Origin of the sequence: Streptomyces sp. NPDC058662 (assembly GCF_042716255.1) — a bacterium.
Classification (GTDB): Bacteria; Actinomycetota; Actinomycetes; order Streptomycetales; family Streptomycetaceae; genus Streptomyces.
In genome coordinates this window covers 25,565-45,306 of record NZ_JBHXRU010000004.1, presented here as the reverse complement: position 1 = coordinate 45,306, position 19,742 = coordinate 25,565, and the positions used below count along the sequence as shown (strand labels likewise).

Genomic DNA, 19,742 nt, shown 5'->3' with positions numbered 1-19,742 from the left:
GGGGGGCCGGGGGTCAGAGGGCGGGGGTGGGTGTGGTGGTGAGTGCGGCTCGGACGATGCGCAGGGCCTCGTCGGGGTCGATGCCGACGCGGGCGATGACCGCGGCGTACTCGGTGGCGGCGCGGTGTGCCTGTGCGCGTCCGTCCTCGCCGGCCGCGGACACGAAGGAGCCGGCCGCGCGGCGGGTCTCGATCAGTCCCGCCTCCTCCAGTTCCCGGTAGGCCCGGCCGACGGTGTTGGCGGCCAGGCCGAGGTCCGCGGCCAAACGGCGGATGGTCGGCAGCCGGGTGCCCACGGCGAGCGTGTGGTCCTGGATCTGGCGGGCGAGCTGGGCGCGGAGCTGCTCGAACGGGGGGACGGCGGAGGCCGCGTCGATGACGATCACGCGGTCACCCGCCGGCCGCGGCGCGTCGGGCCGTCGCCGCGCCTCGTCTCGCGGTCCGCAGCGTGATCAGGGCGAGGGTGACGGCGCCGCCGCCGATGAGGACGAACCAGGCGGCGTACCACCAGCCGAAGCCGGTGTCGGCTGCCGCGGCGGGCAGGAACCAGGGCAGGCACCACACCGTGGTGGGTGCGGCGATCTCCCGGGCGTCCTCGGTCCGCATGATGGCGTCGGCGGTCAGCGCGGCCTCGTCGTCGGCCACGGCCGGGTGTGTCAGTACGTGGCGCAGTTGGACGACCACGACGCCCGCCGCTCCGCACAGCCCGATGAGCAGGACGGCCGCCGCGTACCGGACCCCGGATTCCGGCACGGTCAGAGCGCTGATGGTCAAGGCCACCGCGACGGCGAACGTAACGCCCGCGAGGGCGGCGTGGGGCACTCCGAGCACGGTGCGCCAGCCGAGGCGGACGGGGTGGGCCGCGCGGCGCGTCAGCGCCTCGCCGGCCTGCCGGTCGATGCGCCGCACGCGCCGCTCCAGGAGTGCCTGGGCTGCCACGAACGCGGCCACCACGGCCGTCAGGAGCAGCAGCGATCCGTACGGGGGCGACCCGGTCACGGCGTCGGGGCGGCTGATGGTGCTGAGGGTGGTGGTGTAAACGAGGGCGACCGTGATGATGAACGCGGCCAGCAGGAGGTGGCCGGCCAATCGGCTGCTCTGACGGGCGGCCAGACGCTTCGCCAGCAGGGCGGTCGGCCGGACATCGGTCAGGCCGTGTCCGACCAGCCACAGGCGGGCCCGTTCGAGATCGGGCGGTCGTACGGGCTGGTCGCCTCGCGGAGTCGCCGTCGACATCATGCCTCCTGGTCTCACACCTGTCTCACACCTTGTGCCTCGACGTGTGCGACTGCTTGTGCCACGACTTGCGCACCTTGACGCAAGCCTTGTCGCAAGAGAGTGCGTCAAGGGTTGCGTCAAGTCAACGTGCGCCGCAGCGTCGCGTCTGCCCGCTCGGCGGCGGTCGGCCCGCTCTGCCGCATCGGCTGGCGACCGTGTGCCGTCGTCGTCGTACCGTGGGTGCCGTAGCCGCTGCCAGCTACGCCGACGGAGGGGAAGAGGTGCGCCCAGGGGTCTACCTGGCTCACCCGCGCCCGCGTCTGACGGCGGCGTTGATGCGGGCGTTGATGCGGGCGGCCTGGCGCGTCAGGTGGTCGCGTTCGGCGAGGTTGGGTGCCTCGGCCGCCGCCTCGGCGTACAGCCGGGCGGCCGTCGCCAGGTCGCCGTCGCGTTCGTGGAAGTACGCCGCCACCGCGGCGTGGCGCGGCAGTGAGGCGTCCAGCGCCGCGAGCGCCGCCAGGCCGGCGCGCGGTCCGTCGGCCTCTCCGACGGCCACCGCGCGGTTGAGCCGGACGACCGGGCTGTCGTTCAGGCGCGCGAGCTCGTCGTACCACTCGACGATCTGCACCCAGTCGGTCTCCCCGGCGGTCGGCGCATCGGCGTGGAGTGCCGCGATCGCGGCCTGGGCCTGGAACTCGCCCAGCCGGTCGCGGGCGAGGGCCGCCTGCAGGATGCCGACACCCTCGGCGATCGCCTTCGTGTCCCACCGGCCGCGGTCCTGCTCGGCGAGCGGCACCAGGCTGCCGTCGGGGGCGGTCCGGGCGGCCCGCCGGGCGTGGTGGAGCAGCATGAGGGCGAGCAGGCCCGCCACCTCGGGATGGTCCGTGGCAGCCTTGAGCTGCCGGGTGAGCCGGATGGCCTCGGCGGCGAGGTCGACGTCGCCGGAGTAGCCCTCGTTGAAGACCAGGTAGAGGACCCGCAGCACGGTGGCGACGTCGCCGGGCTGGTCGAACCGTACGTCGGTCACAGTGCGTTTGGCGCGGCTGATGCGCTGCGCCATGGTCGCCTCCGGCACCAGGTACGCCCGGGCGATCTGGCGGGTGGTGAGCCCGCCGACGGCGCGGAGCGTGAGCGCGACCGCGGACGCCGGAGTGAGCGACGGATGGGCGCACAGGAAGTAGAGCTGGAGCGTGTCGTCGGCCGCGGGCGCGGGCCCGGGCGCCGGCTCCTCGCGGAGGCGGTCCTCCCGCCTGCGGCGTGCGGCGTCCGCCCGGGTCGCGTCGAGGAACTTGCGCCAGGCCACGGTGACCAACCAGCCCTTGGCATCCCGTGGCGGGTCGGCGGGCCAGACGCGGAGCGCCTCGCCCAGCGCGTCCTGCACGGCGTCCTCGGCCGCCGCGAAGTCGGCTCCGCGGCGGACGAGGACGGCGAGCACGCTCGGGGTGAGGTCCCTGAGCAGGGCCTCGTCCATGGGGGAGGTCACTCCGTGATGGTGGGCGGCGCGGTCAGGAAGGGGCGCAGCTCAAGCCACTCGTGGATCGGCTTCCCGCCCGCGCCGGGCGCGGCGGACAGCTCCCCGGCCAGCTCGACGGCGCGCTCGTAGCTGTCGACGTCGATCACCATCCAGCCGGCGATGAGGTCCTTGGTCTCGGCGAACGGGCCGTCGGTGACCGGCGGGCGCCCCTCGCCGTCGTAGCGCACCCAGGCTCCCTGGGGTGCCAGCGCCTGACCGTCGACGAACTCGCCGGCCCCCTCCAGCCGGGCCGCGAAGTCGCTCATGTACTGCATGTGCGCCGAGATCTCCTCCGGCGTCCACTGGTCCATGGGCACGTCGTTGACGGCCGCCGGGGCGCCGCGGTAGTGCTTGAGCAGCAGGTACTTGGCCATGATGCTTCTCCTCGGTGTGGTGCGACCCATTGTGGTCGCGTACACCCCGGGGACGGAGCCCGACATCGGTTCTCGACATCATCGCCCGACCTATTTTCCTCGACCATGTCCTCAGGCCGGGTGAGCAGTCCCGTCGGGGGCGCGGGCGAAAGGGGCTACTTACCGATGTCGACCACCCTCGCCCAGGGCGGGGGTCGGCGCGGGATGCGGCCCGAGCCGTCCTCGGAGTACCGGCGGGGGCGGGGGAAGAGGCCCACCACCGTGCGGCACGGTGGCGGGGCGGCCGGCCACGGGGTCTGGCCGTCGGTCAGCACCACGATGACGTCGGGCGCCGGCCGGGTGCGCAGGGCTCGGGCGAATCCGCTGCGCAGGTCGGTGCCGCCGCCTCCCAGCAGGGGGATGCCCTCGCCGGTGCAGAGCGGGTGCACCAGGTGCGCGGCCGCGTCGCAGGGCAGTACGGAGACCAGGTCGCGCCGGCCTCCGACGGCGCGCGAGATCGCCGCGACCTCCAGGAGGGCGCTGCCGAGCTCGGCGTCGCTGACCGAGCCGGAGGTGTCGACGACGATGGCGACCCGGGGCGGACGGCGGCGCAGGCTGGGCAGGACGATCCCGGGCAGGGAGGTCGAGCGCCGCGACGGGCGGCCGTAGGAGTAGTCCTCGCCCGCACCGGAACCTGAGGCCGCCGCGCGCAGGGCCGCCCCCAGGAGGTCGCGCCACGGCTGAGGCGGGTGGAAGGCCTCCTCGGCCCACCGCTTCCAGCTCTTCGGAGTGTTGCCGGGCCTGCCGTTGATGCCCTCCGCGACCCGGAAGCGGATTCCGTCCTGCTCCTGTGCGGTGAGTCCGTCGGCGCCGTCCGGCCCGAGTTCCCAAGGGCGTTCGAGACCGTCGGCGCCGCTTCCGCAGTCCAGCCACGCCAGGAAGTCGGTACGGCTGCCGAGCCGGAACTGGCGCAGGTAGTCCTCCATCAACTCACCTGACTTCACGTCGAGGTGGTGGGGAAGCACGGCGCCCGTCGGGCGGGTGAGACCGTCACCGAAGACGTCGTCGTTGATCTCGCAGTCGGCGGCGATGTTCATGCGCAGGCGCTCGGCCGCGCCGGTCAGCGCGTTCGCACGGGCGTAGCGGTCGCTGCGCCCGTGGTGGTCGCGCAGCAGATGGGACACCTCGTGCACCCATACGCCGGCGAGCTCCTCGACCGGGGTCCGGTCCACGAAGTGAGGGGACACGTAGCACCGCCAGTACCGGTCCACCCCCATGGTCGGCACGGCGCGCGACTCCACGACGTGCAGGGCGAACAGGGCCGTCGCCAGGAAGGGGCGGGCCCGCACGGCCTGGAGGCGGGCGGCGTACAGCTTGTCGAGGTCCAGGCTCCGCGGCGGTTCCTGGTTCACGGGCGGCCCGCCGCCCGGCCGGCGTCGGCCCCCGCGGTACGGGCCGCGGCCCGATCGGCACGGCGGGACAGGGCGACCGCCCCGGCGAGCCCTTCGACGGCGGCGGGAACCTCCCAGTCGTCCCGGCGCAGGGAGGCGAGCGTGTGCGCGGGGACGACGAGGAGGTCGGGGGCCCCGGTCTCGGCGGCACGGGCCAGCACCGCCCAGGCGGCGTCCCACCGCTCCCGTTCCGGTCGTCGGTGCACGGCGTCCACCACCGCCTCCAGGACGGCCTGACGCCGGTCTCCCCGGTCGGGCAGCACCGCGCCGGCGGGATCGGCGAGCAGGGTTTCGGGGTCGGGCAGGTCCATCCGGTCCAGTACGGCGAGGAGTTCCAGCCCGGGCCCGTCGCCCACGGTGCCGCGGACCAGCTGCGCCAGCACGTCCCGGGAGGAGCCGGCGGCGGTGGCGAAGGCGATCAGCGACAGGGCCATGTCCCAGCTCCGCGGCGACGGCCAGGCACCGCCCCGGTGGGTCTCGCCGCTGGGCAGCCGGTGGACGAGCGCCGGGCGGGCCGTGAGCAGGCCGCACACGGCGCGGCGGGCGACCTCGACGGCGTGCGCCAGGCGGTCCGGGTCGAGGGTCGGGAGGGTCGCCCGAGGCCAGACCCCGCCGAGGCCCCGGACCACGGTCTCGGGGTCGTGCGTCCACTGGAGGTGGACGAACCGGTTGGCCAGCGGCGGGCTCAGCTCCCAGCCGTCGGCGGCGGAGGAGCGCGGGTTGGCGGCGGCCACGATACGGACGCCGGGCGGCAGCCGCAGCGCGCCGATCCGCCGCTCCAGGACCAGCCGGAGGAGGGTCGCCTGCACGGCAGGCGGGGCGGTGGACAGCTCGTCGAGGAACAGCAGCCCGCGGCCCGCCCTCACCAGGCGCACGGCCCAGTCCGGCGGGGCCATCGGGACGCCGTCCCGGGCCGGGTCCGCGCCGATGACGGGCAGGCCGGAGAAGTCGGACGGCTCGTGGACGCTGGCGATCACCGTGGTGAGGGGGAGGTCGAGCGTCGCGGCGAGCTGCGTGAGGGCGGCGGTCTTGCCGATACCGGGCTCGCCCCACAGAAGGACGGGCAGGTCGGCCGCGACGGCCAGGGTAAGCGCCTCAAGCCGGGGATCGGGGCGCGGTTCGGTGGTGGTGTCGCGCAGGAGCGTCAGCAACTCGGCGGCGACGTCGAGTCGGCCGGCGGTGAGGGGGGATGCGGGCGTGGGTGCGGGCGTGGGCGTGGCTGCGGGCGTGGACGTGGACGTGGGCATGGGCGGTCACCTTCGGTGTGGAGGACGGGCGTCGGAGCGTGCGGGGGCGGGGTACGGACGTAGCGGCACGGGCGTGCGCGTACGGGCGGGAACGCAGCGGTACGGGCCTGCGCGGACCGGGTCTGGACGTAGCGGAATGGGCGTGCGCGTACGGGCGGGGACGCAGAGGGACGGGCGTGCGGGTACGGGCGGGGACGTAGCGGTACGGGCGTGCGCGGGCCGGGTCAGCGGGTTGAGGTGTGGCGCGGGTGCGTGCGGCGGGTGGTCGGGCGGACCGCGCGCGGGATGGGGCCGTGCCCCGTTCCGGGGCCGAGCCCGAGGCCGGTCAGGCCGGCCCGGAACATGCCGTGGAGGACCCGCTGCCGGGCCGCCCGCTCCAACTCCTCGCGCAGGGCGCCCGAACGCAGCACCGCGCCGGGACCGATCAGCGCCTCGACCGCGGCGAGCGCCCAACGGTGGTGTCGCCGTGCCCGAGGCGGGAGCTCACGTCGGCCAGTGATGCCGGGTGGCGGTGGATCTGGTCGATGACGCGCAGACAGGGCAGCGGGGTCCCGGAGAGGGCGACGAGGATTTCCTCGCGCCGGAGTTCGGCCGGATCGTGGTCCAGCGCGACCAGTACGCCGTCGACGAGGGCGATCCGGTGCCGGGCCCCGCGGCATTCGACGAAGCGGGGGCCGCCCGGCTTCGCGGGCGGGGCCGCGGTGCCGGTCGGGACGTGGTCGGGGGCCAAGGCCTCGGCGACCAGCGGGTGCAGGCCGTCCGGTCCGATCGCGCCGCTGCGCAGCAGGACGAGGTCGGGCGGAACCCAGGTGGCGGCGTCGGGGAGCACCGGCAGTCCGGCGTCGCCGTGGGCGGGCCGGGGCGCGGCCCGCGGGGTTCCGGGGCGGGCCGGATCGAGGACCAGGTACAGCCGCCGGGCACCCGTGCGCACGACGAAGGGGCTGTCCGGCGGTGCGCCGTCGGCGCGCAGCAGGAGCTCGGCTTCCTGCGCCCACCGGTTCACGGCCAGGCGGCCGTCGGTGCCGGGCGGCGGGGCGGGCGCCGCGTCCGCCCCGCCGCGCTCCCGCAGTTCGAGGGTGCGGCGGGAGTCCCACAGGTGGCGGTGCAGGTCGAACCGGAACCGCCGGTCGGGGCGGGGATGGGGGTGGGCGGGCGGATGCGGGTGGCGGCGGGTGCCGCCCCAGAGGGCGAGGCTGACGCGCTGCCCGGCGTCCGCCCAGGCGGGGGGTGTTCGTACGACGAGGTGCAGGGTCGGAGCGACGTGCTGCCCCGGCCCTGCGGCGGGGTAGCGGGCGAGCGTCAGGGTGAGGCCGGGCCGTAGCAGCCCGTCCGGGGCGATCCGGGGCAGGTGCCAGCGCAGCAGGTCGGGGGCAAGGTGCCGCAGGTCGGCGCGGAGCCGGGCAGCGGTCTCCTGTCCGTACAGGCGGGCCACGGACCGGAGCCGGAAGTCGATGTCGGCACCGGCGGCCGCACAGGCGCCCGCCCAGTCACCGGTACGGCGTCGGGCGGTGGCAGCCTCGATCATGGAGGCCGGCACAGCGAACTCGCGCACGTGCGGCCAGAAGCAAGGGCGGGGATCCCCGTACGCGGGGTGAGTGCTCATCAGCGCTCACCGTGTGCGGACAGGACCCCCGATCGGTGGAGGCGGAGAGTGATCATCGCGGTGAGCTTAGCCCGCGCCCGTGCGGGGGCGTCAAACGAATATTCCCGCGCCTGAGCGCCAGGCCCGCCCGCGCCGGCTACAAGGGGTCGAGGTTTCCCTCCTCCCCCGCCCGTACGCCACGGCATCCGGCGCTCGACCCCACTGAGCGGTTCAGTGGGGTCGTCCGATCCGCGCCGCGACCCGGCTCCTAGAAGGGTTCGGCGGCCTGGAGGACGCCCTGCGGGAGGTAGGGGGATTCGACGCGGATGTCCCAGCCGCGGCGGCGGGCGTGGCAGGCCAGGGCGAGGATGTCGAGGTTGACCGAAGCATCCGGACCGTCGGCGCGGTCGGCGACCTGGTAGTAGGCGCGGTGGGCTTCGAGCGCGTCGGCCAGGGCCAGGTTGAAGCTCTCCTCGTCGCCCTCGACGAGCTGCGACAGCAGTACGGCCGGCGGCATGGCGAAGCCCCAGTCCTTGGCCTTCTCGGCCTGCTGCAGGGCCAGTTGCGCGGCCGGTACGGGATCAGCGTCCTTCAGGTACGCGTGGAGGGCTTCGCGGTACGCGGTGAAGGCGGAGCCGTCCGGGCGGGCGAAGGCGGGGCCGGTGAGGACCAGGGGGGCGAGGTCCTCGCGTACGCCGGTGATCAGCGCGAAGGCGGTCGCCTTCTGCCAGCCGGCGGCTCCGGCCTCGGCTCGCCGCTCGGCCGGGTAGCGCAGGGTGCGGCCGTCGATGGTCACCTCGACCTCGGTGCCCGGTTCCGCCAACGCGATGCGGAACAGGGCCGCCCCCGTCTGAGAGGCCAGGCGCAGGGTTGCGAGCTGGGCGTCCGTAGCGCCGTCGGCGTCGGGGTTTCCCGCGCGCCACTTGAAGAGGCGCTCCTGATCACCCATGACGGTCCCGAGGCGCCAGACGGCGGGGGGCTTCCCGTCGGCGGGGGTGAACGCCTCCCGCGCGTGTTCCTGGTACCTGGCCTGGATCTGCGGGCCCACCGTCCAGTCGCCGGCCGGCCGCTCCACCACCAGCGGGCCGGCGGCGAGGGCGGCCACCGCGTCCGGCCGCCGGTCCCGGCCGAAGCCCGCGACCCGCGGGCCCCGGCTCTCGAAGCCGGTGATCAACGCGTGCGGGAGGTAGTCGGTGCGGACGGCAGGCGCCCAGCCCAGGGTCCGGTACGCGAGGGCGGCGAGGGCGATGGGGACAAGCGGGAGAAGGGTGCTCGGGGAGGCCGCGGGGCCGTGCAGGGTCGTGTGCCTGACGAGGAGGTCGGCGAGCGCGGCGTCGAAGGCCTCCCGGTCCTCGGCGGCCAGGGCGCGCAGCACCTGCAGCGCTACGCTGTCCGGCCGGTCCAGGAGGGGCTCGCCGGTTTCCTGGGCCCGGGTACGGACGCGGTCCGAGGCGGCGTCGACGGCGGCGAGCTTGGCCTGTGCGCTCGGCGGGTACTCCCCGTCGTCACCGGTGTCGTCCAGGACTATGGCCATCAGCCCGGTGGCGAGTTCGCCGGCGGGTGTCCCCCGCACCCGCTCGGCGAACTTCTCCCGGGCGAAGTGGAAGGCCTCGCCGTGCCACTTGGCCTTGTTCCTGAGGACTGACAGGCAGAGCGCGTCGATCCATGCGGAGGGCCTGACGCTCTCTTCGGGGGCGTCGTCACCCGGGTCGTAGCTCATGCCGAAGTTCACGTAGTCCAGGAAGACCTGGAAGCTGCTGTGCGGGTGGTACGCGGCGTAGGCGACAGCCCCGGCCGCGGCTTCGGAGGCGTCCTTGAGGACGGCCTGGGCCTCCGGGGTGTCGAGGTCGGGTGTCTCGACGGACAGGGCGCCCAGGTAGTCGAGGAACTCGTCTGCGAGGGCCTGCCATTCGTAGGTGGCCATCCGGCCGCCCCTGGACATGGACCGTACTTGCCCGCCGATGCGGTCGGTGAAGTCCTCGCGTGCCGCCGACACGGCGGTGCCGCCCACCTGGTGACGCTCTATCCGCACTGCTCTGCTCCTTGATCGAAACCCTGCGAGCAGCCTATGCGGGGGATCTGACAGCCCAGCAGGCACGGGGCCGGGGACCGAGGTCGCCGTCCGGCCTCGACGCCTTCTCCGCGACCTCGGGCGGGGTTCAGTGGACGGACAAGCCGCCGTCGACGAAGATCGCCTGCCCGGTGACGTAGCTGGAGGCGCGGCCGGCCAGGAACACCGCGGCTCCAGCGAAGTCCTCGGCGAGGCCGTTGCGGCCGACCATCGTGCGCGCGGCCAGCGCCGCCACCGCCTCCGGGTCGGAGGACAGCCGCGCGTTGAGCGGGGTCATGACGAACCCCGGCACCAGCGTGTTGCAGGTGACGCCGTGCGGCGACCACGCCTCGGCCTGGGAGCGGGCCAGCGACTCCAGCGCCCCTTTGGAGACTCCGTAGGCGCCGCTCTGGACGAACGCCCGGTGCGCCTGCTGCGAGGTGATGTGGATGATCCGCCCGAAGCCCCGCTCGGCCATGCCGGGCCCGAACCGCTGGCCCAGCAGGTACGGCGCCTCCAGGTTCACCGCCATCGTGGCGTCCCATACGTCCTCGCCCAGCTCGCCCATCGGAGGGCGCAGGTTGATCCCGGCGCTGTTGACGAGGATGTCGGGCTCGCCGAACACCCCGGCTGCCTGCTCTGCGGCCGCGCGCACCCCGTCACGGGTACTCAGGTCGGCGCTCACCCAGGCGGTCCGGCAGCCGTCCGCCGCCAGTTCGTCGACCGTGGCGGCCAGCGCAGACTCGGTGCGCGCCACGATCACCACGCGCGCCCCGGCGCGCGCGAGAGCCGCGGCGACGGCCCGGCCGATGCCGGAGCTTCCGCCCGTCACCACGGCCACCCGGTCGTCCAGGGAGAACAGTTCGGAGAGATAGCGCTGCGAGGTCATCTCCGCACCCTAGACAGCACGCCCGCGGCGACAGTGCCCGGGGCGCCCGTGCCCGGGGCGCGACGCACTGCCGGCCGGCGTCGATGCAAACAGGTCGTACGGGGCGCAGGTCGGCTCCACACCCGGCCCGACCCGTCGGCCCTTCCCAAGCGTCACGGCCGGGCCAGGCCCGTGGTGCCCGCTCGTCGGCCCTGGCGAGACAGCCGTTATCCTCCTTGCGCCTTGACGTGCTCGATAACCTCGTTGAAGTCCTTGGTCGGCGAGAAGTCGATGTACTCGCAGTCTTCGAGCGCCACCGGGGCGTGGCCGGGCGGCCAGTAGAAGGCCTCACCCGCTTCGTAGAACTCGTCGCCGTCCGGCGTCCGCATCTTCAGCCGCCCCTTGAAGAGGTAGCCCCAGTGCGGGCACGGACAGAGGTCACCGGCCAGACCCTTGAGAGCCGGCCCCATGTCGGTGCCTTCGGGAAACGTCACAAAGGCAACGGACATGTCTCCACCGACGTCCTGAACACGCAGTTCCACCCCGCCACCTTCGATGGCGACAGGAGTGTCCTTCCGCGTGGTTGCTGTCATAGCTCCTCCCTGCTCACCTACTGAGGGACACAGGGAAAACTCCCTCCCCTCCAGCCTGGACCCGGGAGCAGCACAGCGCGATATCGAGTTGGGGTCGAGAGACCTGTTGATCACCCACCGGCCGGGCCGACAGGCCCACACGTCCCGCCCTCAGTTGCCGCCGAGCTCGTCAGCGGCTGGTGGTGATCCACCGTACGAGGGTGGCGTGCGTCGTGTCGTCGAGCGACGACAGGATGTTGATCGATTCGAGGTCACCGGGCAGTGGTGCGACGCCGATGCTGGTCAGTGCCGCCTGCAGGTCCAGCCTCCGCCGGTCCACGGGCGTCAGAGGCCAGGCCAGACGCGGATCGGACGCCGTCCCGTGCGCCGCCGCATGCTCCTCGCGAGGCGGCGGCAGGTGCCAGTCCGTGTCACCCGGGCGGTTCGGCGGCCAGGCGTCGTAGGCCGCGGGCGGGGCGGTGTCGGCGCCGGGGAAGCGGTAGGGGTCGAGGTCCAGCTGAGGGACCGTGACATCGGACGGGGCGTACTGCCAGAACTCCACGGGGAACCTCCCTGCGTCGGGTGAGCCGCTGTTGCGATGAGGGGGTGGGGCGTGCCGCGGTTGTCGGCCGCGGCACGCCCTTCGTTGCTGGTGGCCGGCAGTTCACGGTCCCCGAGGGGGTGACTGCCGGGCCTGATCAGCGGGAGCCGCGGCGGCCCCAGCTCTCGGTGTCGACGACGCGGCCGCGGTCGTCACGCAGGGTGGCGGTGTCGCGCTCGTCCCAGATCTGCTGGCGGCGGTCCTGGTAGACGTCGCGGTGGGTGTCGCGGCCCTGGCCGGTGTGGACCTTCACGCTGGAGCGCCCGTCGAGACGCAGGTTGCTGAAGCGGTAGCGGTTGCCGTCGCGGTCGGTGAGGGTGAAGCCGCGCAGGTTGACGGAGTGGCGGCCGGTGTTCTTCACCTCGACCCATTCGCGGTTCAGGGCGCGGTCGTCGCGGTCCCGGCCGCGGTCCCGGCCGCGGGTGTCGTGCTGGACGTCGCCGATGACGACCGAGGAGTGCGGGCCCCGGTGGTCCCGCCGGTCGTCGTTGTGGGCGACGGCCGGCAGAGCGGCCGCCCCGATCAGTGCGCCGGCTGCCAGGAGTGTGGTGACGGCGCGGCGTGTGGCGAGAGAAGCAGACATGCGGAGAGCTCCTTCAAACAGTCAGCCGACTCGGCCTCAGGTGGACCGGGCGGGCTCCGTGCGGTTCCCGGCGTCCTGCCGAGGAGTCACACTGTGGCCCGCACCCGCCATCAACCGCCACAACTCACGACTCACGTTGCGTAATGCGGACATGTCCGTAACTCTCCCTTGCATGCTGCAAGGGTCAAGACGCAGTTGACGTCGACGGGGCGGGATGCGGCGCAGCCCTACTGCTGTCGGAACGAGGCGTTTTCGGCCAGATAAGCAGCTCATTCGCGCCTGCCCCATCCTCTGCGCCGAATGAGGACGGGGCTCTGTAACAGGCGCTGGTACCGCTTTCTCGAACTGTTCACGCACCAGCGTGCGAGCGTTCGGGCATTTCGGCTGTGCGGTGCCGGGTCGGCGCCTCGGGGCCGGACAGCAGCAGCTCCTGGCCTCCGTGACGGTCGTACTCGCGGGCGGCCGGCTTACAGCAGTACCCCGGCCAGCCGTAGGGGCTGGCCGGGGCGGCCGGGCTCAGGGAGGGGGGAGGAGGATCCGGGCGGAGCCTTGCGGGCCCTGCGCGCGGCCGGTCCCCCGCCCCCGTTCGGGAGGTGTCAGCGGGCGGTCGCCGCCAGGGCGACGCGGTCCGTCGCGTAGGGGGCGAAGCCGGCGTTGTCCTTGCAGCCGAGCTCCTCGTAGGTGTTGACCCTGGTCTCCGGATCGGTGTGACTCAACCGGAACTTGCAGGCACCCTTGATGTAGCGGCCCTTGACCCCGCCGGGGAAGTCGATCTCCTTGTTCCACAGGTACGGCGAGCTGTAGTCGTTGAGGCGGGCGGTGGCGTTGACGTCGATGCCGCCGGGCGCGTGAATCTCGTACACCCAACCGGTCCGGGCGCTGCCGTAGGTGGCGAACTTCTGGGCGACCCACTTCTCGCAGCTGGTACTGAGGTGCGCGCTGTTCTGGCCTCCGCCCTTGACGATGTACTCGGCGAGCGGGGTCACCTGCTCGCCCCGCGGGGTGAAGCCGGTCTCGAAGATCTCCTCGACCGTCTCACGGGTGTCGCCGCGCCACAGCGTGTTGACGTCCGTGCGCCACTGCCACCGCTCGGCGGCCGCGGCGGCGGCGACGGGGCGGGCGATCGACGGGTCGGTCGTCGTACGCCACCAGTCCCAGGCGCGGTAGTCGACCGTCGGACCGCACGGGGTGGTCAGGTCGTCCGCCGCGGCGGCGACCGGAGTGGCGAGGGCGGAGGCCGGAGCGGCCGCCGGGGCGGCGGAGGCGGGGGCCGGAGCGGCGGCCGCCGCTGCCGGGGCGACGGCGGAGAGTAGGGAGAGGGCGGCGAGCACCCTCAGAGCAGTCTGCTGCATGGTGGGAACCCATCAGTCGATCAACGTGACGGGGCCCATTTATAGGGGCGGGTTCCGGACCGGCCCGGGCGTGGTGCGCCGGTTCCACCCGTGCGGGGGGATCAGTCGTATTGGGGAAAGGATCCGCCAGCCTTCTCTGACGATCGGGCGCGGCCCGGGCGCGGTGGCCGACGCCGGCGCCGGATTCCGACGACGGATTCCGACGACGCGGAAGGGCACGCGGGGGCTGCGGGCCGTACCGGTCGCACCAACGCGCGCCCTCGCCCTCCCGCAGCGCGGCAACCGACCTCGTCCACGTACGCGTTGACGCCCGATCCCGGCGCACTTGCGGGACCGCACGCCGCCACTGACACCGCCGACCGTAGGGTGGAGGCCATGATCATCCACCCGGAATCCGCCGCCGCCACCCCCGGCTTGCCCAGGCGCAGCGGGATCGGCGGCCGAGGACGGGACCTTCGAAACGAAACGGGAGTGCCCAGAGAATGCGTGTGCTGTTGATGGCCTACGGGTCGCGCGGTGACATCGAACCGCTGGCCGGACTCGCGGTGGAGTTGCGTGCGCTCGGCGCGCAGGTGCGGGTGTGCGCGCCTCCGGACGAGGACTTCGCGCAGCGGTTGGCCGGTATCGGCGTGCCGATGGTGCCCATCGGGCCGTCGGCCCGCGCCGCGATGCAGGCCAAGCCCCAGCCGTCGTCGCTGCCCCAGCGGGCGGCCGAGATCATCGCCAGCCAGTTCGAGGCGGGGGCCGAGGCAGCCGAGGGCTGCGACGTGCTGCTGGCGACGGGCGCGATGCCGGCCGCGGCCGGAGCCCGGTCGGTGGCCGAGAAGCTCGGCATTCCCTCGGTGTCCGTCACGTTCCAGCAGCTCACCCTGCCGTCACCGCGGCGAGCGCCGCTGGCGTACCCGGGCCGGCCGTTCCCGTCGGAGGTGACGGACAACCGGACGCTGTGGGACCTGGACGCCCAGAGCATCCACGCGCTCTTCGGGGAGGCCCTCAACACGAACCGGGCGTCGTTCGGGCTGCCGCCGGTGGAGAACGTCCGCGACTACGTGATCGGCGACCAGCCGTGGCTGGCGACCGACCCGGCACTCGACCCGGCGCAGGAGGCGCTGGGCTTCGACATCGTCCAGACCGGCGCGTGGATCCTGCCCGACACCAACCCGCTTCCGGCCGAGCTGGTGGCGTTCCTGGAGGCCGGTGCGCCGCCGGTGTACGTGGGCTTCGGCAGCATGCCCCTGCACGCGTCGAAGGACGCCGCGCAGGTGGCCATCGAGGCGGTCCGGGCGCAGGGCCTCCGCGTCATCGTGTCCAGTGGCTGGGCCGATCTGGCCCTGATCGACGACGGGGCCGACTGCTTCGTGGTCGGCGAGGTCAACCAGCAGGCGCTGTTCCCGCGCACAGCCGCTGTCATCCACCACGGCGGCGCCGGCACCACGACGACGGCCACCCGGGCGGGTGCGCCGCAGGTGGTGGTGCCGCAGATGGCGGACCAGCCCTACTGGGCCGGCCGGGTGGCCGAGTTGGGCATCGGCGTGGCACACGACGGCCCGACGCCGACCTTCGAGTCCCTGTCGACCGCGCTGGAGACGGTTCTGGCGCCCGCGACGCGCGCGCGGGCGGCGACAGTGGCGGGTACGGTCCGCACCGACGGGGCCGCGGTGGCCGCGAGGCTGCTCCTCGACGCAGCCGGCTGAGAAGGTGCGGCGGGCGGTGGGCACCACCCGCCGCCCGCCGGATCCCAACGGGCTCGGCCCCTCCGTGGTGCGCCTACGGAAACTCCGGCCACGCGGAGCGGACCGGTCCCGGCCGCGCGTACGGGGCGTCGCCGATCACCGGGCCGGGCGTGCGGTGACAGACCGGCGGGAAGCGGCGTGGTGGGTCGGCCTGGGCGCGGTCGGGAGGCGACGCAGCCATACGGTGGTCGTGACCAGCAGGCCGGTGAACACCGTCAGGAGAAGGACCGAGACCCACATGGGCCTGCTACCCGGCTGCAGCCATCCCGCCCACATGGCGGCAGCCGCCCACAACGCGGTTCCAGCCAGGTAGAGGGAGCGGACCCGGCGGAGCTGGCGTGCGGTCCTGAGGGACGTGAGAGGTTCGCGCTTGGGTGCCATGCCCGCCCGTGTACCCCGAACTTCCGCGCATGCACGTGTGGATGCGGGGATGTTGGGCCGGGGTTCGGACGCCGGATCGGCCGGCTCGCCGGTCCCCGTCCGGCCGGGTCCCGTCCGCCCGTCAACCCGCCAACCCGTCCTCCCGTCCTCCCGTCCTCCCGTCCTCCCGTCCTCCCGTCCTCCCGTCAGCCGAGCCGCTTCACCGCCGTGTAGTACGTCCAGGCCAGGCTGTTGCAGCTCGCCTTCTTCGCGGAGCTGTAGCCGTGTGAGGCGCACACCCGCTTGAGGTCCTCGTGGAACATCGTGTCCAGCCGGGGCTTGTTGGCGCTGAACTGCCCGGCCGCCTTGTAGTTGCGGTAGCCGAAGTCGTGCCGGGCGCAGGAGAGGTTGAACGGGAAGCCCAGCGGGTTGTCGGGCGAGGAGGAGCAGTAGTCCGTGGACCAGTTGAAGCCGTACCCCGACCAGGAGCCCTGGTCGTTGCGCGCTGCGATGAAGGCGTTGTAGCTGGAAGCGCTGGTCTGCGTCCAGCTGGACAGGACCCGCGATGCGTCGGCGGGAGCCGCCGAGGCCGGTGCCGCGGCCGCCCAGGCGAGCAGGGTCGCGGCCGGAATGGCCAGGATTGCGGACTTACGACGTATCACGCGCTACCTCCGGGAGTGGCGGGCCGTGTTTCGGCGGCCCGTATCGGCAGGAGTGCATCACGTTCAGCGGCGTCGGCCTATGCGCAATCAGGAAGACCTGGACGTGCGGCAATTGCCCCTCTGCGCAGAACACATCCGGATGCGGATCTTCTCCTCGGTAACCCTTGCCGACCGCGCCCGGCGTGATGAATGCTGGCCTCGCCTGCCGGGTGTTCGATGCGCGTCGTCGCGGAGGAGAAGAAGCGCACCGCCTCTCGCCTCTTGCCCGGCAGCAGAAATGCGCCCGCGTCCAGTGCGTGCCGCACCGGTGGCGTACAACAGCCCTGACCGCGCAAGCACCGCGCCGCACGATGCCGAGAACGCGCAGCCGTGCGGTCGGTTCGCCGGCAGGCACCCCATTCATACCGATCAAGGGAATCGCCATGTCGAAACGTGTTCGTGCGTCGGTCGTCGCCATGTCATTGGCGGCCATGAGTACGACCGTTCCGCTGCTCATGCACGCGCCCTCCGCCGAGGCGGCGGTCCGCAAACACGTGTCCGCCGACTACACGCTCCTGCGCCGGGGCCCGCACTCGTACGTCCTGGGCACGGCGTACCGCGGTTGGACGGTCGACGTCCACGGCGAGCAGAGCGGCGGGTACCGGTGGGGCCGGGTCTACGGGGACCTCAACGTGTGTCTGTGGACCTTCGCGGGAGCGCTCGCGGGCAGTTCGTCCGCGGACGCCGGCTGCGGGGCCGCGGCCACACTGCCGACCTCCCTGTTCACCAACGGCCAGATCGGGGGCTCCGCCGACGACGGGGCGACCGTGGCCACGGTCGCCCGGGCCGGGTGCCAGACCTGGGACGGAGCGCACATCAGGGGGTACGGCAATGTGCGGCCCTGGAAGGTTCCTTCGGTGGCCAGTTCGCCGGTGAACGGCCGGATCGCGGTCGGCCAGACCGTCTTGTGGCGCTACGTCTCGCGTGACGGAGCCTGGGTGATGATCCGCGACCCACGGGCCGGCGGCACGGACGGCGCCGGGCAGCAGGGGTGGTACTTCATCGCGCGCGCCTGCCTTCCCGCCGCCCTTCCCGGACAGGCCGCCCGGCCACTAGCATCGCCGTCGCAATGACGCGGAACCACGGCTTCTAGTGCCGTGGCCGGAAAGGTTTGCCGGGTCGCGGTGTCCTGTGCGGTGCATCGCAAGACGGCGGACCACGGCTCGTACTGGACGTACCGCCGTGGTCCGCCAACGCCGCGAGGTGCCGTGCAGGGCGCCGCGACCCGGTGAACCTTTCCGGCCACGGCACTAGTACCCGCATCCGCATGTCCGGGGCCGAGTCAGACCCATGTCCGAGGCCCTTGGGCCCGTACGCCTCCTCCGCCAGGTCGGCGGCTCATCCCTCGGTGTTGGCGAACGTGGTGCCAACGCGCTGGGAACGACCTGCCACAAGCTCGGAGCCCACCGATCCGGTGCGATTCGGGCATTCCTTCGGTTCCCGATGGGGGTGTGTCACATCAACGAATCCAAGCTCGTGCGGGAGCTGCGGTCCCGACGCGACATCACGGTCTCGAAGATTCTCGACATGACGACGAGCGAGATACCAGCGGTGGCGCGGCTGCACGCGAAACGGCCCGAAGAGATACCGGGTGAACTGCATTTCGTGACGGTTCGCATGCTCGACCTGTTCGACAACGGCCAGGCTCCCTTCCTCGACTCCGATCTGGAAGTCTTCCGGAACATGGGATCCCACCGATGCCTGTTCGACTCGTTCGAGGCGTCCGACCTCCGCGACGGATTCGAGGTGGGGCATCTGGCCGGACTGCGGGACATCCTGTCGGTGGCGAATACCGAGAACTACGCGGAATTCGCCAAATTGATCACATACGGGGCCCAGGAGAACGCCCGGATCCTCGCCGCCGCCATGGCGGGCTACCACGACACGGCGCGCGTCGAACGAGGAGAGACCCTCCAGGCCCGGCGGCAGCTGCTTGCCGAGTTGCTACGCGCGTCGACCGACTGCGCGGCCACCGCCGCGGCGGCGGGCATCCTCCTCCCCGAGGGCTATCTCATCGTCCTGTGCAGGTTCTTGCCGGAGGGCGGCGCCCTCGACCGGGCGCTGGACGAGAGCCGGGGCCTGCTCCAGTCGTCACCGGGGATTCTCTGGTCCACCCAGGAGCGCCGGGACGAGCTGATGGTGCTGCTACCGGTGAACGGTGACGGGGAGGCGGCGGAGGCCCTGTCCGCGGAGCTGGTGACGGCGGCATCGCGCAAGGTCCGTTCCGTACGTGCCGCCCACGCCCTGGCCGCCACCGTGGGCGCGATCCCCGACACGGTCCGAGAGCTGCGGCAGACCGTATCCGTCGTCGTGGCGATGCCCGACGCGCTGGCGCGCCCCTACCGGGCGACCGAACTGGTCATAGAGCTGGCGATCTCGCGCCAGCCGGCGCTGCGGAACCGGCTCGTCGACTTCCTCGGTCCGCTCGAACAGGGGACCGACCTGCGTCTGACGCTCGACGCGCTGTTCTTCCACGAGCTCGACCGGGAGAAGACCGCCAAAGCCCTGAACATCCACCGCAGAACCCTGGGCTACCGCCTGCAGAAGATAAGGGAGTTCAGCGGCCTCGATCCCAGCAGCCCGCACGGCATCCAGCTGCTACGCGCGGCGATGACGGCAGCCAACCTCTCGTCGTCGGGCCCCAACGACTCCGACACCCATCCAGCCTCCCTAGGCGTGCCCTGACGAAGGAGCCTCGGCGCCCCACCGGCCCGTCCGCAGCTCCCGGCCGCCCGCCGGTCGGCCGACCGCATGCCCGCGCCACGCGAGAAATCCGCCGCTCGACGATCCAAGGAGACCCGACCCCCATGACTCTTCGTCTTCTGCGCCTCTGCCTGACCATGGTCCTGCTCGCCGCAGGCCTGTCCGCCGCCACCGTGGCGATGGCGGGAGCGGCGCATGCCGACGGCTGCTTCACCTGGACCCGCACCCTGCGGCAGGGAGCCTCCGGCGCGGACGTCACTCAGCTGCAGATCCGCGTCGCCGGCTACCCCGGCTCCGGGGCCGTCCTCGGCATCGACGGCTCCTACGGCCCCGCGACCGCCGCTGCCGTCACCCGCTTCCAGCAGGCCTACGGGCTGCCCGCCGACGGCGTCGCCGGCAGTGCCACCTTCAGCAGGATCTACGCCCTGCAGGACAACGACTGCACGCCCGTCAACTTCTCCTACGCCGAACTGAACGACTGCAACACCACCTGGTCCGGAGGCGCCGTCTCCGCCGCCACCGCACAGTCCAACGCCCTGCGCACCATGTGGAAGCTGCAGGCGATGCGGCACGCTCTCGGCGACCTGCCGATCACGGTCACCAGCGGCTTCCGCTCACGTGCGTGCAACGCGGCGGTCGGCGGTGCCACGGACAGCCGTCACCTGTACGGGGACTCCGCCGACCTCGCGGCCGGACCGCATTCCCTGTGCAAGCTCGCCCAGCAGGCACGCCACCACGGATTCAGCGGCATCCTCGGGCCGGGCTACCCGGGCCACAACGACCACACCCACGTGGACTACCGGCCGAGTCGCTTCTGGTCGGCGCCGTCCTGCGGCATCTGACCGGGCCGGTGCCG

The 19,742-nt window shown here is 72.9% G+C and carries 17 protein-coding genes and 1 pseudogene; 4 read left to right on the top strand and 14 right to left on the bottom strand.

Annotated features, from left to right (window positions below; translation table 11 throughout):
* Positions 1-13 precede the first annotated feature (13 nt).
* The 13 genes and pseudogenes from ACFWUQ_RS03110 to ACFWUQ_RS03050 all read right to left on the bottom strand — a co-directional run bounded on the left by ACFWUQ_RS03110 (position 14) and on the right by ACFWUQ_RS03050 (position 13,389).
* Positions 14-385, bottom strand: coding sequence for a GntR family transcriptional regulator (locus tag ACFWUQ_RS03110; RefSeq protein WP_384531948.1), 372 nt, complete (start codon positions 383-385; stop codon positions 14-16).
* Positions 386-389: 4 nt separating this feature from the next.
* Complete coding sequence (locus tag ACFWUQ_RS03105; RefSeq protein ID WP_384531947.1) at positions 390-1,235, bottom strand: hypothetical protein; 846 nt, start codon at positions 1,233-1,235, stop codon at positions 390-392.
* A 286-nt stretch (positions 1,236-1,521) separates the two neighbouring features.
* Positions 1,522-2,688, bottom strand: a complete 1,167-nt coding sequence (locus tag ACFWUQ_RS03100) for an RNA polymerase sigma factor (protein ID WP_384532146.1) — start codon at positions 2,686-2,688, stop codon at positions 1,522-1,524.
* A gap of 8 nt (positions 2,689-2,696) precedes the next feature.
* Positions 2,697-3,104, bottom strand: a complete 408-nt coding sequence (locus tag ACFWUQ_RS03095) for a YciI family protein (protein WP_384531945.1) — start codon at positions 3,102-3,104, stop codon at positions 2,697-2,699.
* Between the two features lie 155 nt (positions 3,105-3,259).
* The gene (locus ACFWUQ_RS03090) at positions 3,260-4,495 is read right to left on the bottom strand and encodes a VWA-like domain-containing protein (RefSeq protein WP_384531944.1); all 1,236 of its coding nucleotides are present in this window, start codon (positions 4,493-4,495) and stop codon (positions 3,260-3,262) included.
* On the bottom strand, positions 4,492-5,781 hold the full coding sequence (locus tag ACFWUQ_RS03085) for an AAA family ATPase (RefSeq protein WP_384531942.1): 1,290 nt from the start codon (positions 5,779-5,781) through the stop codon (positions 4,492-4,494). The genes ACFWUQ_RS03090 and ACFWUQ_RS03085 overlap by 4 nt, the downstream gene beginning before the upstream one ends.
* Positions 5,782-6,005: 224 nt before the next feature.
* A pseudogene (locus ACFWUQ_RS03080) lies at positions 6,006-7,384 on the bottom strand (hypothetical protein).
* A gap of 247 nt (positions 7,385-7,631) precedes the next feature.
* Positions 7,632-9,374: an immunity 49 family protein gene (locus ACFWUQ_RS03075; RefSeq protein WP_384532144.1), complete on the bottom strand. Its 1,743-nt coding sequence runs from the start codon at positions 9,372-9,374 to the stop codon at positions 7,632-7,634.
* 148 nt (positions 9,375-9,522) lie between these two features.
* A complete protein-coding gene (locus ACFWUQ_RS03070; protein ID WP_384531940.1) occupies positions 9,523-10,302 on the bottom strand; it encodes an SDR family NAD(P)-dependent oxidoreductase in 780 nt (259 codons plus the stop codon).
* 206 nt (positions 10,303-10,508) lie between these two features.
* Positions 10,509-10,874 carry a hypothetical protein gene (locus ACFWUQ_RS03065; RefSeq protein ID WP_384531938.1) on the bottom strand — a complete coding sequence of 122 codons (366 nt, stop codon included), beginning with the start codon at positions 10,872-10,874 and terminating at the stop codon, positions 10,509-10,511.
* A 169-nt stretch (positions 10,875-11,043) separates the two neighbouring features.
* Positions 11,044-11,415 (bottom strand): hypothetical protein, encoded by a 372-nt coding sequence (locus ACFWUQ_RS03060; RefSeq protein ID WP_384531937.1) that lies wholly within the window; start codon positions 11,413-11,415, stop codon positions 11,044-11,046.
* 136 nt (positions 11,416-11,551) lie between these two features.
* Entirely contained in the window at positions 11,552-12,037 is a 486-nt protein-coding gene (locus ACFWUQ_RS03055) for a lamin tail domain-containing protein (protein WP_384531936.1), read from the bottom strand.
* A gap of 596 nt (positions 12,038-12,633) precedes the next feature.
* A complete protein-coding gene (locus ACFWUQ_RS03050; protein WP_384531935.1) occupies positions 12,634-13,389 on the bottom strand; it encodes a hypothetical protein in 756 nt (251 codons plus the stop codon).
* A 482-nt stretch (positions 13,390-13,871) separates the two neighbouring features.
* On the opposite strand from ACFWUQ_RS03050, the gene ACFWUQ_RS03045 reads away from it, so the two are divergent.
* A complete protein-coding gene (locus ACFWUQ_RS03045; RefSeq protein WP_384531933.1) occupies positions 13,872-15,083 on the top strand; it encodes a glycosyltransferase in 1,212 nt (403 codons plus the stop codon).
* A gap of 605 nt (positions 15,084-15,688) precedes the next feature.
* Here the strand turns inward: ACFWUQ_RS03045 and ACFWUQ_RS03040 are convergent.
* Entirely contained in the window at positions 15,689-16,144 is a 456-nt protein-coding gene (locus tag ACFWUQ_RS03040; protein ID WP_384531932.1) for a phospholipase, read from the bottom strand.
* Positions 16,145-16,614: 470 nt separating this feature from the next.
* Here ACFWUQ_RS03040 and ACFWUQ_RS03035 point away from each other — a divergent pair, with 470 nt between their 5' ends.
* The 3 genes from ACFWUQ_RS03035 (at position 16,615) to ACFWUQ_RS03025 (ending at position 19,728) form a co-directional block, all read left to right on the top strand.
* Positions 16,615-17,256 (top strand): hypothetical protein, encoded by a 642-nt coding sequence (locus ACFWUQ_RS03035; protein WP_384531930.1) that lies wholly within the window; start codon positions 16,615-16,617, stop codon positions 17,254-17,256.
* A gap of 376 nt (positions 17,257-17,632) precedes the next feature.
* Complete coding sequence (locus ACFWUQ_RS03030) at positions 17,633-18,868, top strand: PucR family transcriptional regulator (protein WP_384531929.1); 1,236 nt, start codon at positions 17,633-17,635, stop codon at positions 18,866-18,868.
* 122 nt (positions 18,869-18,990) lie between these two features.
* Positions 18,991-19,728 carry a D-Ala-D-Ala carboxypeptidase family metallohydrolase gene (locus ACFWUQ_RS03025; protein ID WP_384531928.1) on the top strand — a complete coding sequence of 246 codons (738 nt, stop codon included), beginning with the start codon at positions 18,991-18,993 and terminating at the stop codon, positions 19,726-19,728.
* The last annotated feature ends 14 nt before the right edge of the window (positions 19,729-19,742 follow it).